Origin of the sequence: Pseudomonas sp. PDM21, assembly GCF_014852505.2 — a bacterium.
Taxonomy (GTDB): Bacteria; Pseudomonadota; Gammaproteobacteria; order Pseudomonadales; family Pseudomonadaceae; genus Pseudomonas.
In genome coordinates this window covers 6,064,713-6,077,588 of sequence record NZ_CM181223.1, presented here as the reverse complement: position 1 = coordinate 6,077,588, position 12,876 = coordinate 6,064,713, and the positions used below count along the sequence as shown (strand labels likewise).

Annotated in this window: 13 protein-coding genes; 3 read left to right on the top strand and 10 right to left on the bottom strand. The window is 65.7% G+C overall.

The genetic code is table 11. The features are described from left to right. The first annotated feature begins 11 nt into the window (after nt 1-11). Nucleotides 12-1,430 (top strand): FAD-dependent oxidoreductase, encoded by a 1,419-nt coding sequence (locus IB275_RS28065; RefSeq protein ID WP_192293154.1) that lies wholly within the window; start codon nt 12-14, stop codon nt 1,428-1,430. Nucleotides 1,431-1,586: 156 nt separating this feature from the next. After that, complete coding sequence (gene hemE, locus IB275_RS28060; RefSeq protein ID WP_192293152.1) at nt 1,587-2,651, top strand: uroporphyrinogen decarboxylase; 1,065 nt, start codon at nt 1,587-1,589, stop codon at nt 2,649-2,651. Nucleotides 2,652-2,843: 192 nt separating this feature from the next. On the opposite strand, the gene gabP is transcribed toward hemE, so the two are convergent. After that, nucleotides 2,844-4,235, bottom strand: coding sequence for a GABA permease (gene gabP, locus IB275_RS28055; protein ID WP_192293150.1), 1,392 nt, complete (start codon nt 4,233-4,235; stop codon nt 2,844-2,846). Nucleotides 4,236-4,478: 243 nt separating this feature from the next. After that, on the bottom strand, nt 4,479-5,810 hold the full coding sequence (locus IB275_RS28050) for an MFS transporter (protein WP_192293651.1): 1,332 nt from the start codon (nt 5,808-5,810) through the stop codon (nt 4,479-4,481). Between the two features lie 245 nt (nt 5,811-6,055). Here IB275_RS28050 and IB275_RS28045 point away from each other — a divergent pair, with 245 nt between their 5' ends. After that, entirely contained in the window at nt 6,056-6,949 is an 894-nt protein-coding gene (locus IB275_RS28045) for a LysR family transcriptional regulator (protein ID WP_081515428.1), read from the top strand. A gap of 129 nt (nt 6,950-7,078) precedes the next feature. On the opposite strand, the gene IB275_RS28040 is transcribed toward IB275_RS28045, so the two are convergent. Genes IB275_RS28040 through IB275_RS28005 form a run of 8 tightly spaced genes read right to left on the bottom strand, consistent with a single transcriptional unit; the run spans nt 7,079 to nt 12,871 of the window. Then, a complete protein-coding gene (locus tag IB275_RS28040) occupies nt 7,079-7,519 on the bottom strand; it encodes an excinuclease (protein ID WP_192293148.1) in 441 nt (146 codons plus the stop codon). 27 nt (nt 7,520-7,546) lie between these two features. Further along, the gene (locus tag IB275_RS28035) at nt 7,547-7,945 is read right to left on the bottom strand and encodes a hypothetical protein (protein ID WP_081515430.1); all 399 of its coding nucleotides are present in this window, start codon (nt 7,943-7,945) and stop codon (nt 7,547-7,549) included. A 47-nt stretch (nt 7,946-7,992) separates the two neighbouring features. Continuing rightward, a complete protein-coding gene (locus IB275_RS28030; protein ID WP_192293146.1) occupies nt 7,993-9,219 on the bottom strand; it encodes a beta-ketoacyl-ACP synthase in 1,227 nt (408 codons plus the stop codon). Continuing rightward, on the bottom strand, nt 9,219-9,947 hold the full coding sequence (fabG, locus tag IB275_RS28025; protein WP_081515432.1) for a 3-oxoacyl-ACP reductase FabG: 729 nt from the start codon (nt 9,945-9,947) through the stop codon (nt 9,219-9,221). The genes IB275_RS28030 and fabG overlap by 1 nt, the downstream gene beginning before the upstream one ends. Beyond that, on the bottom strand, nt 9,944-10,441 hold the full coding sequence (locus tag IB275_RS28020) for a hotdog family protein (RefSeq protein WP_081515433.1): 498 nt from the start codon (nt 10,439-10,441) through the stop codon (nt 9,944-9,946). Before IB275_RS28020 ends, fabG begins: the two co-directional genes overlap by 4 nt. Next, nucleotides 10,438-11,646 carry a beta-ketoacyl-[acyl-carrier-protein] synthase family protein gene (locus IB275_RS28015; RefSeq protein WP_192293144.1) on the bottom strand — a complete coding sequence of 403 codons (1,209 nt, stop codon included), beginning with the start codon at nt 11,644-11,646 and terminating at the stop codon, nt 10,438-10,440. Before IB275_RS28015 ends, IB275_RS28020 begins: the two co-directional genes overlap by 4 nt. Then, complete coding sequence (locus IB275_RS28010) at nt 11,643-12,146, bottom strand: hypothetical protein (protein ID WP_081515435.1); 504 nt, start codon at nt 12,144-12,146, stop codon at nt 11,643-11,645. The genes IB275_RS28015 and IB275_RS28010 overlap by 4 nt, the downstream gene beginning before the upstream one ends. A gap of 2 nt (nt 12,147-12,148) precedes the next feature. Then, a complete protein-coding gene (locus IB275_RS28005) occupies nt 12,149-12,871 on the bottom strand; it encodes a class I SAM-dependent methyltransferase (RefSeq protein WP_192293142.1) in 723 nt (240 codons plus the stop codon). Nucleotides 12,872-12,876 lie beyond the last annotated feature (5 nt).

Sequence of the window (12,876 nt, the reverse complement as noted above, 5' to 3'; positions counted from 1 at the left end):
GAGGTCTGAAAATGTCTGAACGTCTTAACAATGACTTCCAGTTCATCGAAGTCGGGCGCAAGGATCCGAAGAAGAAGCTTCTTCGCCAGCGCAAGCGCGAGTTCGTGGAAATCTACGACCTGTTCAAGCCGCAGCAGGCGGCTGACCAGGCCCACCGTTGCCTGGGCTGCGGCAACCCGTACTGTGAGTGGAAGTGCCCGGTCCACAACTTCATCCCCAACTGGTTGAAGCTGGTCTCCGAAGGCAACATCCTCGCCGCCGCCGAACTGTCCCACCAGACCAACACCCTGCCGGAAGTCTGCGGCCGGGTGTGCCCGCAGGACCGCCTGTGCGAAGGCGCCTGCACCCTGAACGACGGCTTCGGCGCGGTCACCATCGGCTCGGTGGAGAAGTACATCACCGATACCGCCTTCGCCATGGGCTGGCGCCCGGACATGTCCAAGGTCAAGCCCACCGGCAAGCGCGTCGCGGTGATCGGCGCGGGCCCGGCGGGCCTGGGCTGCGCCGACGTGCTGGTGCGCAATGGCGTGACCCCGGTGGTGTTCGACAAGAACCCGGAAATCGGTGGGCTGCTGACCTTCGGCATTCCCGAGTTCAAGCTGGAGAAGCAGGTGCTCTCGCGCCGTCGTGAAGTCTTCAGCGGCATGGGCATCGAGTTCCGCCTGAACACCGAGATCGGCAAGGACGTGACCATGGAGCAGCTGCTCGATGAGTACGATGCCGTGTTCATGGGCATGGGCACCTACACCTACATGAAAGGCGGCTTCCCCGGTGAGGACCTGCCCGGCGTGCACGACGCGCTGGACTTCCTGATCGCCAACGTGAACCGCAACCTGGGCTTCGAGAAGTCGCCGGAAGACTTCGTCGACATGAAGGGCAAGCGCGTCGTGGTGCTGGGCGGTGGTGACACCGCGATGGACTGCAACCGCACCTCCATCCGCCAGGGCGCCAAGAGCGTGACCTGCGCCTATCGCCGTGACGAAGAGAACATGCCCGGCTCGCGCAAAGAGGTGAAGAACGCCAAGGAAGAGGGCGTGAAATTCCTCTTCAACCGCCAGCCCATCGCCATCGTCGGCGAGGATAAGGTGGAAGGCGTGAAGGTCGTCGAGACCCGTCTCGGCGAGCCGGACGCCCGTGGCCGTCGCAGCCCCGAGCCGATCCCGGGTTCCGAGGAAATCATCCCGGCCGAAGCCGTGCTGATTGCCTTCGGCTTCCGCCCGAGCCCGGCCCCGTGGTTCGACCAGCATCAGGTGGAAATCGACAGCCAGGGTCGCGTCATCGCCCCGGCCGCCTCGCAGTTCAAGCACCAGACCAGCAACCCGAAGATCTTCGCCGGTGGCGACATGGTCCGCGGTTCCGACCTGGTGGTGACGGCGATCTTCGAGGGCCGCACCGCCGCCGAAGGCATCCTGGACTACCTGGGCGTCTGAGTGCGATCCACGTAGGCGAATAACGCCTTTGGCGTTATGCGCCCTACGAGGATGACGCAGCGACAAACTGTCGCGATGGACGAAAGGCACGGCACCCGCCGTGCCTTTTCTTTTGGGCTTTGCGAAAATACCCGCACTTTTTTGCCGGATGCCGTTATGACTGCCTTGAAGAACGATCGCTTCCTCCGCGCCCTGCTCAAGCAGCCCGTCGATGTCACCCCTGTCTGGATGATGCGCCAGGCAGGCCGCTACCTGCCGGAGTACCGCGCCACTCGCGCCAAGGCCGGTGACTTCATGAGCCTGTGCATGAACCCGCAGATGGCCTGCGAAGTGACCCTGCAGCCGCTGGACCGCTACCCGCAGCTGGACGCGGCGATCCTCTTCTCCGATATCCTCACCATCCCCGACGCCATGGGCCAGGGCCTGTACTTCGAGACCGGCGAAGGCCCGCGTTTCAAGAAGGTCGTCAGCAGTCTGGCCGACATCGAAGCCCTGCCGATCCCCGATCCGGAAAAGGACCTGGGCTACGTGATGGACGCCGTGCGTACCATCCGCCGTGAGCTGAACGGCCGCGTGCCGCTGATCGGCTTCTCCGGCAGCCCCTGGACCCTGGCCACCTACATGGTCGAGGGCGGCTCCAGCCGAGACTTCCGCAAGTCCAAGGCGATGCTTTACGAAAATCTGCAGGCCATGCACGCGCTGCTGGACAAGCTGGCGCAGTCGGTCACCAGCTACCTGAACGGCCAGATCCTGGCGGGCGCCCAAGCGGTGCAGATCTTTGATTCGTGGGGCGGCAGCCTGTCGGCGGCGGCGTACCAGGAGTTCTCCCTGGCCTACATGCAGAAGATCGTCGATGGCCTGATCCGTGAACACGAAGGGCGTCGCGTGCCGGTGATCCTCTTCACCAAGGGTGGCGGCCTGTGGCTGGAATCCATGGCCAATACCGGCGCCGAAGCGCTGGGCCTGGACTGGACCTGCGACATCGGCAGCGCCCGCGCCCGCGTCGGCGACAAGGTGGCCCTGCAGGGCAACATGGACCCGGCAGTGCTCTACGCCAAGCCGGAAGCCATCCGCGCCGAAGTGGCGCGCATCCTCGGCGCCTTCGGTAACGGCAATGGCCACGTGTTCAACCTTGGCCACGGTGTTACACCGGAGGTCGATCCAGCCCATGCCGGCGCGTTCTTCGAGGCGGTACACGAGCTGTCGGCGCAGTATCACTGAGCCTGACGCTTCACTGAAAAGCCCTGCAAATGCGGGGCTTTTTTGTACCGGCAGCGAAGCTCCCTGAAGGAGTGGCCATGCCCGCGATCGCGTCCATGGGGTGCTCGTGCAGGTGAGCACCATAAAAGAAGCCCCGCTCTGCAGCGGGGCTTCTTCATTCCCTCAAAGAGCCTCAGGCCCCTTCAGAGTGCATCACGCGGCGTCGCCTACCAGGCCGGCGGCGCGCTGGGACTTGCGGCGGTTGGACACCAGCAGGCCGGAGCAGACCACCACGACGGTCAGCAGGGTGGTGGCGACCACTTCCATGCGGTGATCCGGGCGGATCAGCATGATCACCAGGGCGCCGACGATGAAGACGATCACCGCCCACGTCAGCCAGGGGAACAGCCACATCTTCAGCTTCAGCTGGTGGCCCTGGGCGAGCAGCTTCTTGCGCATGCGCAGTTGCGACATGGCGATCACCAGGTACACCAGCAGGGCGATGGCGCCGGAGCTGGCCAGCAGGAAGTTGAACACTTCGGCCGGAGCCAGGTAGTTGGCGAAGGTGCACAGGAAGGCCATGGCGGTGGACAGCAGCACGGCATAGACCGGGGTGCGGCTGGCGCTGGTTACCTGGGCGATCTTCGGTGCGTCACCGCGCTTGCTCAGCGAGTACATCATGCGCGAAGCGGTGTAGAGCGCCGAGTTCAGGCAGCTGGTCACCGAGACCAGCACGATGATGTCGACGATCAGCTTGGCGTATGGGATGTGCAGGTGCTCGAGCACGGTCTGGTAGGAGCCCATGCTCACCAGGCGCGGGTCGTTCCACGGTACCAGGCAGACCACGATCAGGATCGACAGCAGGTAGAACAGCGCGATACGCCAGATCACCGAGTTGGTGGCGCGGGTGATCTGCTGCTCCGGGTCCTTGGACTCGGTGGCGGCGATGGTGACGATTTCCGAGCCCATGAAGGAGAACATGGTGGTCAGCAGCGCGGCGAGCACGGCGCCCCAGCCCTTGGGCAGAAAGCCTTCGCTGGTCAGGTGGCCGATGCCGGAGACTTCGCTGTTGGGCGAGAAGCCGAAGATGGCCGCACAGCCCAGCACCAGGAAGGCAATGATCGAGACGACCTTGATCAGCGCCAGCCAGAACTCGAACTCACCGTAGTTCTTCACGCTGAACAGGTTGGTCACGGTCAGGGCGGAGGTGATCAGGAAGGCCAGCACCCAGATCGGCGCGCCGGGGAACCAGGCGTGGATGATCGCGGCGGCGGCGTTGGCTTCCAGCGGGATCACCAGAACCCAGAACCACCAGTACAGCCAGCCGATGGTGAAACCGGCCCAGTGACCGATGGCGCGGTCGGCGTAGGTGGAGAAGGAGCCGCTGTCCGGCTGCGCGACGGCCATTTCGGCCAGCATGCGCATCACCAGGACCACCAGCAGGCCGGCGACCAGATAGGAAACCATGACGGCCGGGCCGGCTTCGGCGATGGCGTGGCCGGAGCCTACGAACAGGCCCGCGCCAATGGCACCGGCGATCGAAAGCATCGTGACGTGACGATTTTGCAGGCCCTGGGAGAGCCCGGAAGAGGGGGTGCTGCTCATGCTTTACCTACAACTACGGAGGGAATTGCGTACTGCGGGAGTCGAGGTCCGTTTCAGGATTCCAACAAGTCGTTCGACATAATGAACGCAAGGATCGCGCCACATTCTGTTACGACTTAAGTCGTAGGTTGGGAATTTATCCCACAACGCCCGCCTGGCAGGCGTTGTCTGATCTGAGATAAATGTCTTTGCACGACCGTTCCATGTCGTTTTTAGGCATGCAGATTATCTTGTGTGTAGAAACTACCCAGCCTTGTTGAGCGCGGGCAGGTCGCGCGGTAACACTGGCAGGCGCGCCAGGTGCAGAGCCACCAGCAGGCCGATGCCCAGCAGGCTGGCGATGAACAGGCCCACGCCGTTCCAGCCGTACTGGTGCCAGAACAGGCCGCCAGCGGTGCCGGCGACGCTGGAGCCGGTGTAGTAGCAGAACAGGTACAGCGACGACGCCTGGCCCTTGGCCTTGAGGGCGCGGCGGCCGATCCAGCTGCTGGCCACCGAGTGCGCGCCGAAGAAGCCGAACGTGAACACCAGCAGGCCAGCCAGTACCAGGGGCAGTGGCTGCAGCAGGGTGATCAGTACGCCGCCGAGCATCAGCGCGATCATCGCCCAGAGCACCTTGCGTCGGCCCAGCTTGTCGGCCAGCGAGCCGACCCAGGCCGAGCTGTAGATGCCTGACAGGTAGACCAGCGAGAGCACGCCGACGATGGCCTGGCTCAGGTGATAGGGCTCTGCCAGCAGGCGGTAGCCGATGTAGTTGAACAGGGTGACGAAGGCACCCATCAGCAGGAACGCCTCGAGGAACAGCCAGGGCAGGCCGGCATCGCGGAAGTGCCCGGTGAAGCCCTCGATGAGCCGACGCGGCTTGAGCGGCGCCGGGCGGAAGTTCTTCGATTCGGGAAGGATGCGCCAGAACAGCAGCGCCGCGGCCAGGGCGAGCACGCCCAGGGTGGCCAGCGCCACGTGCCAGTTCACGTAGTCCACCAGCACGCCGCTGATCAGCCGCCCGCTCATGCCGCCAATGGCGTTGCCGCCGATGTACAGCCCCATGGACAGCCCGATGTGCTGCGGATGGATTTCCTCGGAGAGGTAGGTCATGCCCACCGCCGCCAGACCGCTGAGTGACAGGCCGAGCAGCGCGCGCATGGCCAGCACGCCGTGCCAGGTCGGCATCAGCGAGCTGCCGAGGGTGAACAGGGCGGCGAGGACCAGCGAGGCGACCATGATCGACTTGCGCCCGATGGCGTCGGAGATCGGCCCGGTGACCAGCAGGCCGAAAGCCATGGTGATGGTGGAGATCGACAGTACCAGGCTGCTCTGCGCGGCGGTCAGGCTAAAGGCCCTGGACAGCACCGGCATCATCGGCTGCACGCAGTACAGCAGGGCGAAGGTGGCGAAGCCGCCGGAGAACAGCGCCAGCGATGTGCGCATGAATTCCGGGGTGCCTTTCTCGATGTAGGTTTCGATCTCTTCGACGGCGCGCACCACGTCGTCGTTGGCTTCACGCGCAGCGTCCAGCAGCTCGGCCGGGTCGTTGGCGGCTACCGGTTCTTGTACGACAGGCGGCTCGGCCGCCATGGAATGTTCTTCCCGCAAAGCCCGCAGGGCAGGTTGACTCACGACACACCTCTGGATGGAAAAGCTGGGGTAGATGACAGCAGAGGACCTGGAGTGGCGGAAAAAGGCCCGCGCGGCCAGGCAAGGAGCAGATTGGTAGTCGTTATTGGGCTTGTGTGGAAAGGATAAGGAGCGAGCTTTATTATTTCCAATATATTAATCGACACATTTGAGTCGTTTTACGAATCGTTGATGGCGGAGGCCGGATGGAACTGCGACACCTGCGTTATTTCATCGCCGTGGCGGAAGAGCTGCACTTCGGCCGTGCCGCCGAACAGCTGGGGATTTCCCAGCCGCCGCTGAGCCAGCAGATCCAGGCGCTGGAGGAGGAAATCGGCGCGCGGCTGCTGGAGCGCACCAACCGCCGCGTGGCGCTGACCGAGGCCGGCAAGCTGTTTCTCGACGAAGCGCGGCAGGTGTTGCAGCAGGTGGATCGCGCCGTCTTGCTGGCGCGGCGTGCGCACCAGGGCGAGATCGGCGAGTTGAAGGTGGGTTTCACCGCCTCGGCGCCGTTCACCTCCAGCATCCCGCGAGCCATCCTGGCATTCCGTCAGGCCTACCCGGACGTGCACCTGGACCTGCAGGAACTGAGCAGCGGGCAAGCGGTGCAGGCGCTGCTGGAAGAGCGCGTGCAAGTCGGCCTGATCCGCCCGATCCCGCTGCCGGAAACCCTGGAAGCCGTGGAGTTGTTCAGTGAACCGCTGGTGGCCGTGCTGCGCGCCGATCACCCGCTGGCGCAGGCCAGTCAGGAGGGGCTGGAGTTCGCCTTGCTGGCGGACGAGCCTTTCGTGTTCTTCCCGCGCAGTTACGGCACGGGCCTCTACAGCCAGCTGATGGCGCTGTCGCGGCAGGCCGGCTTCAGCCCGCGCATCGCCCAGGAAGCGGGCGAAGCGATGACCATCATCGGCCTGGTGGCAGCGGGGCTCGGTGTGTCGATGCTGCCGGCGTCGTTCCGCCGGACGCGGGTGGATGGCGTGGTCTATCGCACCCTGAGCGATCCGGGCGCGACCAGTTCGGTGTGGCTGGTGCGGCGGCGCAACGAGACGTCGCGCCTGGCGCAGTCGTTCTTCGACCTGGTGACCCAGCAAATCCAGGCCTGACTCAGGCACATCGGCGGATAACGCCTGGGGCGTTATGCGCCCTACGGGTGGGCAGGGCGCATAAAGCGGAACGCTTTATCCGCCGATACCCAAAGTCGGGCACGGCGGACAGCGCTGCGGGACAGGGGCTTATTTGGCGTAGTCGGCCTTCAGCGCGACGCCGGCGATGACCGCGCCGGCGTGGCACTCGAACTGCTTGGCGTCCTTGAACTCGTTGCGCTTGTAGTAGCTGACGATGTTGGTCACGGCGGTGGCGCCGGCCTTCTTCGCCGAATCCTGCAGGGTGATCAGCGCCGATTGCAGGGCCCAGCGGCAGGCTTCCTCGTCGCTCTTGTTGAAGGCGTTGGTCTTCTTGTTGGTGATGGCACCGGACTGGACCACGTTCAGCTTGTCACCCGCCGGGTTGCCCGCCAGGTAGAACTTCACGCTGCCGTCCAGGCGACCGGCCTTCACCGCCTCGGCGACGACTTCGTCGAAGGGCAGGTGCAGGGTGGTGTCGCGAGCCTGGCTGATGCCGGGGATGGACGCGCAGAGCGCGAGGGCGAACAGCCCGAGGGTCTTGCGTTGCATGGATCGACTCCTTGTCGATGAGGGGGATCAGTTGCTCGGCGGGGCGAGGTGCAGGTTCTGCAGGATCTTGTTGTTGAGGATGGCGACCCACTTGTTGTAGTTGCGGTGGATCTGCCCGTCCTTCTCGTCCAGGCCGCGGCTGCTGCGCAGCTTGATGGAGTACTGCTGACTGCTGTACGGAATGCTGACCTCGGCGTGGTGCCGCTCACGCACGGTGATCTCGGCGTAGATCACGTTGCCGGAGTCCTGCTGCACGGTCCATTTCTGCTCTTCCAGCGCATCGTGGATTGCCGCCTGCACCTGCACCGAGGTGCGGTTGCTGTCCGGCGGCAGGCTCTGGTCGATGTTTTCCACGGGCTTGGTGGTGCAACCGACGGCCATCGCGGTGGCCACGCAGAGCAGCAGGCTGCGGATCAGTCGGGACATGGTTTGCTCTCCTTGCAGTGTCGTTGGGCGGTAACGGTGAGAAAGGCTCAGCGCCAGCGGCGGAAGATCAGCGAGGTGTTGATCCCGCCGAAGGCGAAGTTGTTGTTCATCACGTACTCGTGGCTCATCGCGCGCGGCTCGCCCCGCAGGTAGTCGAGGTCGCCGCAGCGCGGGTCGATCTCGTCCAGGTTGAGGGTGTGCACGTAGCGGTCGCTGTTCATCATCTCGATGCTGAACCAGGACTCCAGCGCACCGCACGCTCCCAGAGTGTGGCCCAGGAAACTCTTCTGCGAGCTGATCGGCATGCGATTTCCGAAGAGTTCGCTGGTCGCCAGGGTTTCGGCGATATCGCCCTGCTCGGTGGCGGTGCCGTGGCCGTTCACGTAACCGATGGCCTCGGTCGGCAGGCCGGCATCTTCCAGCGCCAGCTCCATCGCGCGGCGCATGGTCGACTGTTCCGGGCGGGTGGTGTGCTGGCCGTCGGCGTTGCTGCCGAAGCCGACGATCTCGGCGTGGATGCGCGCACCGCGGGCGAGGGCGTGGTCCAGGTCTTCCAGTACCAGCATGCCGGCGCCTTCGCCGATCACCAGGCCATCGCGGCCGCTGTCATAAGGGCGCGGCGTCTGCTGCGGGGTGTCGTTCTTCAGGCTGGTGGCGTACAGCGCATCGAAGACCATGGCCTCGGTTGGGCAAAGCTCCTCGGCGCCGCCGGCGAGCATCAGCGGCAGGCGGCCGAAGCGGATCGCCTCGTAGGCGTAGCCGATGCCCTGGCTGCCGCTGGTGCAGGCGCTGGAGGTCGGGATCACCCGGCCGGTGAGGCCGAAGAAGATGCTGATATTCGCCGCCGTGGTGTGCGGCATCATGCGTACGTAGGAGTTGGCGTTGAGGCCGTCGGCCACCGAGTTCAGCAGCATGTTGCCGAACGCCTTGATCTCGTCGGTGCTGCCGGTGGACGAGCCGCAGGCGACGCCCATTCGGCCGTCGCGGATGGATTCGTCGCCCAGCAGCCCGGCGTCGGCCAGCGCGCGCTCGGCGGCGCCCACCGACAGGCGCGAGACGCGGCCCATGCTGCGCAGCTGTTTGCGGGTCCAGTGCCTGGGCACTGTGAAGTCCAGCACCGGGCCGGCCAGGCGGGTGTTCAGCTCGGTGAAGCGGTCCCACTCGTCCATGCGGCGGATGCCGCTCTGGTTGGCGCTGAAGTTCGCCTCGATGCTCGCCCAGTCCGAACCCAGGGAGGTGATGCCGGACATGCCGGTGATGACGACGCGCTTCATCAGCACAGCCCTCCGTTGACCGCCAGCACCTGGCGGGTGATGTAGCCGGCCTCGGCCGACATCAGGAAATTCACCGCGCCGGCGACTTCTTCCGGGGTGCCCATGCGCTGGGCGGGGATCATCTTGAGGATTTCCTCCACCGGCACCTGCTCGTCGAGCATCGCGGTATCGATGAGGCCCGGCGCCACGCAGTTCACGGTGATTTTCCGCTTGCCCAGCTCAATGGCCAGCGCCTTGGCGGCGCCGATCACGCCTGCCTTGGAGGCGCTGTAGTTGACCTGGCCGCGGTTGCCGATCAGCCCGGACACCGAGGTGATGCAGACGATGCGCCCCGGCTGGCGGCGACGGATCATCGGCATGATCACCGGGTGCAGGACGTTGTAGAAACCGTCGAGGTTGGTCCGCAGCACCTGGTCCCAGTCCTCTTCGGTGAGCGCGGGGAAGGCGCCGTCGCGGGTCAGGCCGGCGTTGCACACCACGCCGTAATAGGCGCCGTGGGTTTCCACGTCGGCCTCGAGGATGTTGCGCGCGGCTTCGCGGTCGGCCACGTCGAACTGCAGCACGCGGGCGCTGCGCCCCAGTGCTTGGACTTCGGCCTGCACGGCATCGGCTTCGGCGCGGCCGCTGCGGCAGTGCAGCACCAGATCGAAGCCGGCCCGCGCCAGGCGCAGGGCAATGGCGCGGCCGATGCCACGGCTGGAGCCGGTTACGAGGATGGAATCAGTCATACGCTTGGCTCTTTCGGCTCTCGGTTCTCGGTTTTTTGATCAGCGAGAGCGGGTTCTTGTAGATAGCTGGCAACCTCTGGCGGGCGGAACACGGTGAGGCGCGCCAGCGCCTTGATCCCCGGTCCTTCCAGATGGCATTCGAAAACGCCCATGCCATTGTCGTCCTGCAGGGTGCGGATGGCATGGATAGTGAGCTGCGCGCCGGCCGGAAAGCTCGCCACGTCGCACTGGTACTGGCGGGTGCCGAGCAGGAAGCCCAGCTCCACCGGCTCGCCGCGCGAGCGTGCCTGGCAACCGGCGTAGGCGGCGACGCTCTGCGCCATCAGCTCCACGCCGACCCAGGCCGGCAGGCTGCCGTCGGCTTCGTTGAACAGGCCGCCCGGGCGCACCGTCAGGCGCGTGCGGATGTCCTCGTCGCCGAAGTCGAGCACTTCGTCGATGAGGATCATGTCGCCCGCGTGGGGCAGCAGGGAGGCGATCGGCCAGTCGATCATCGGGTCACTCCAGAATCCTTGCTCAGCTCGCCCAGGATCAGGCTGATGTTGTTGCCGCCGAAAGCGAACGAGTTGCTCATCAGGTAGCGCGGGCCTTGGGCCGGCAATCGCGGTGCGTCGTCGCCCACCAGTTGCAGTGCCGGCAATTGCGGATCGGCGATGCCGTCCCAGCGTTGCGGCGGCAGGCGCCGGTCAGGGTTGTGCTCGCCCAGCAGCAGCCAGCAGAACGCCGCTTCCAGCGCGCCGGCGGCGCCGAGGGTATGCCCGGACAGCGGTTTGGTCGAGGAGCAGGGCACGCCGGCGGGGAATTCCGCGCTGACGGCAAGGCTCTCCATGACGTCGTTGTGCGTGGTCGCGGTGCCGTGCAGGTTCAGGTAGGCGATCTGCCCGGCCTCCAGCCGCGCCTCGGCCAGCGCCTTGCGCATCGCTGCGCGGGCGCCACGCCCTTCGGGTTCGGGGGCGGAGATGTGGTGCGCATCGGAGCTGGCACCGGTGCCGAGCAGGGCGACTGTACCGGGCTCGCGGGTCATCAGGAACAGCGCGGCACCTTCGCCGATGTTGATGCCCTTGCGGTTCGCGGAGAACGGTTTGCACAGCTCATCCGACACCGCTTCCAGCGCGCTGAAGCCGTTGAGCGTCAGCTCGCACAGGCTGTCCACGCCGCCGCACAGCACGGCATCGCACAGCCCCAGGTTCAGCAGCCGGCGCGCGCTCTGCAGGGCGCGGCCGCTGGAGGTGCAGGCGGTGGAAATCACGTAGGTCGGGCCGGCCAGTTGGTAGTGATCCGCGAGGTACACGGCCGGGTCCGACAGCTCCTGGTGGGAGTAGTGGAAACCTTCGGGCAGCTGCCCGTGCAGGCTGTGGTGGCGCACGCCCTGGGTGGTTTCCTGGATGCCCGAGGTGCTGGTGCCCAGCACCACTGCCACGCGTGCAGCGCCGTAGCGCTGGATGGCGGCGCGGATGGCCGGGTCGATCTGAGTGGCGGCAGCCAGCAGCAGGCGGTTGTTGCGGGTGTCGTGGCGCTTGTCGGGGATGGCTGCCAGGCGTGCCTTCACCGTGCCGACGGGAACACTCTTGCCCGGCACCCAGCCGGCCTGCACCTGCATGCCGGCGGACTCGCCCGCCAGCAGCGCGGCGGCCACTTCGCGGCGGTCATTGCCCAGTGCGCAGATCAGGCCCAGCTCGTTGAGAAAGGTGGCGGTCATGGTGCGGCGCTCTCGGCGTTCAGGGGCGTCACCCGGTAGCGAAGGTCGGCGGATTCGAGGGTGAACTCCTGCGCTGACCGGTAGGTGATCTTCCAGCGTTGCTGCAGGTGGCGACCGTGCTCGTCCGCCCGGTAGTCCGTGGTCTGGTAGCGCGAGGCGAGATCACCCTCGGGCGTCAGCGCGAACAGCAGCACGGCGAAGAGTTCGCGCGCCTCGGGGTTGGGCGGCAGCAGGCCGTCGTTGCTCCATTCTCCCTCACGCAGCAGCTGGCGCGACAGCGGGATGCCCAGCGGATCGATCAGCGACCAGCGCAGCGCTGTGCCTTCCTGCTGGATCACCAGCAGCCAGTCCTGTGTCGAGGGTTGGCTGGCCTGGCCTTGTTCGCGCTGGATGTGCAGCTGCAACGGCGTCGCCAGCGGCGGCAACGCGGACGGCAACGGCGCATGCTGGGCGCAACCGGCCAGCAGCAGGACGAAGGCAAGACTCAGCCAGCGGATCATGCTCAGCGGCTCTCCAGGGGTTTGCGCACCACGGCGTTGACCAGGGTCTCCTCGCGCTGGCCGAACGGTTTCGGCTTGCGCAGGCCCCAGCGCTCCAGCAGGCCGAAGTCCTTGGCGCGGCTCCACCACAGGTAGGGGTAGGAGACGTTCTTCTCGCTGAACTCGAAGCCCTGCTCGCGGAGCATCTGCAGGTACTGCGCGGCGCTCTTCTGCACGTGCATCGGGTGGCGGAAGAACCAGCGGATCACCCAGGTATCGATGTACGCCTCGGTGGACTCGGCGAACAACAGCAGGCCGCCCGGCTTGAGCACCCGCCAGAATTCCTGCAGCGCCTGCTCCTGCTCTACCAGGTGATGGAAGGTCTGGTGGCAGAACAGGATATCGACGCTGTCCGAAGGCAGCATCAGGTCGGCGCAGTCGGCGCAGTTCAGTTCCACCTCGATGTTCTCCCGCGCCGCTTCCACGGCCGAGCAGTCGAGGCTGTGCGGGTCAGCGTCGAGACCGATCATGCGGCCGGGCCTGAAGGCATCGCGCAGCAGGCGGAACGAGCGGCCCTGGCCGCAGCCGGCGTCCAGCAGCACCGGATTGGCCGGGATGTCCCAGCTGACCAGGCGCTTGAGGTCGTTGATCGCCACGCGCAGCACATGGTGCTGCCAGGTGTGGCTCTGCAGGAACCAGAAACCGAATCGGGTTTCTTCGACGTAGGTGGAGGCGGGGCGAGTCATGACAG

Coding starts and splice junctions, on each gene's coding strand:
- IB275_RS28035 (WP_081515430.1), bottom strand. CDS start 7,945: ATGTCCCGACTGATCCGCAGCCTGCTGCTCTGCGTGGCCACCGCGATG.
- IB275_RS28065 (WP_192293154.1), top strand. CDS start 12: ATGTCTGAACGTCTTAACAATGACTTCCAGTTCATCGAAGTCGGGCGC.
- IB275_RS28030 (WP_192293146.1), bottom strand. CDS start 9,219: ATGAAGCGCGTCGTCATCACCGGCATGTCCGGCATCACCTCCCTGGGT.
- IB275_RS28005 (WP_192293142.1), bottom strand. CDS start 12,871: ATGACTCGCCCCGCCTCCACCTACGTCGAAGAAACCCGATTCGGTTTC.
- hemE (WP_192293152.1), top strand. CDS start 1,587: ATGACTGCCTTGAAGAACGATCGCTTCCTCCGCGCCCTGCTCAAGCAG.
- gabP (WP_192293150.1), bottom strand. CDS start 4,235: ATGAGCAGCACCCCCTCTTCCGGGCTCTCCCAGGGCCTGCAAAATCGT.
- IB275_RS28015 (WP_192293144.1), bottom strand. CDS start 11,646: ATGACCGCCACCTTTCTCAACGAGCTGGGCCTGATCTGCGCACTGGGC.
- IB275_RS28045 (WP_081515428.1), top strand. CDS start 6,056: ATGGAACTGCGACACCTGCGTTATTTCATCGCCGTGGCGGAAGAGCTG.
- IB275_RS28050 (WP_192293651.1), bottom strand. CDS start 5,810: ATGGCGGCCGAGCCGCCTGTCGTACAAGAACCGGTAGCCGCCAACGAC.
- IB275_RS28040 (WP_192293148.1), bottom strand. CDS start 7,519: ATGCAACGCAAGACCCTCGGGCTGTTCGCCCTCGCGCTCTGCGCGTCC.
- IB275_RS28020 (WP_081515433.1), bottom strand. CDS start 10,441: ATGATCGACTGGCCGATCGCCTCCCTGCTGCCCCACGCGGGCGACATG.
- fabG (WP_081515432.1), bottom strand. CDS start 9,947: ATGACTGATTCCATCCTCGTAACCGGCTCCAGCCGTGGCATCGGCCGC.
- IB275_RS28010 (WP_081515435.1), bottom strand. CDS start 12,146: ATGATCCGCTGGCTGAGTCTTGCCTTCGTCCTGCTGCTGGCCGGTTGC.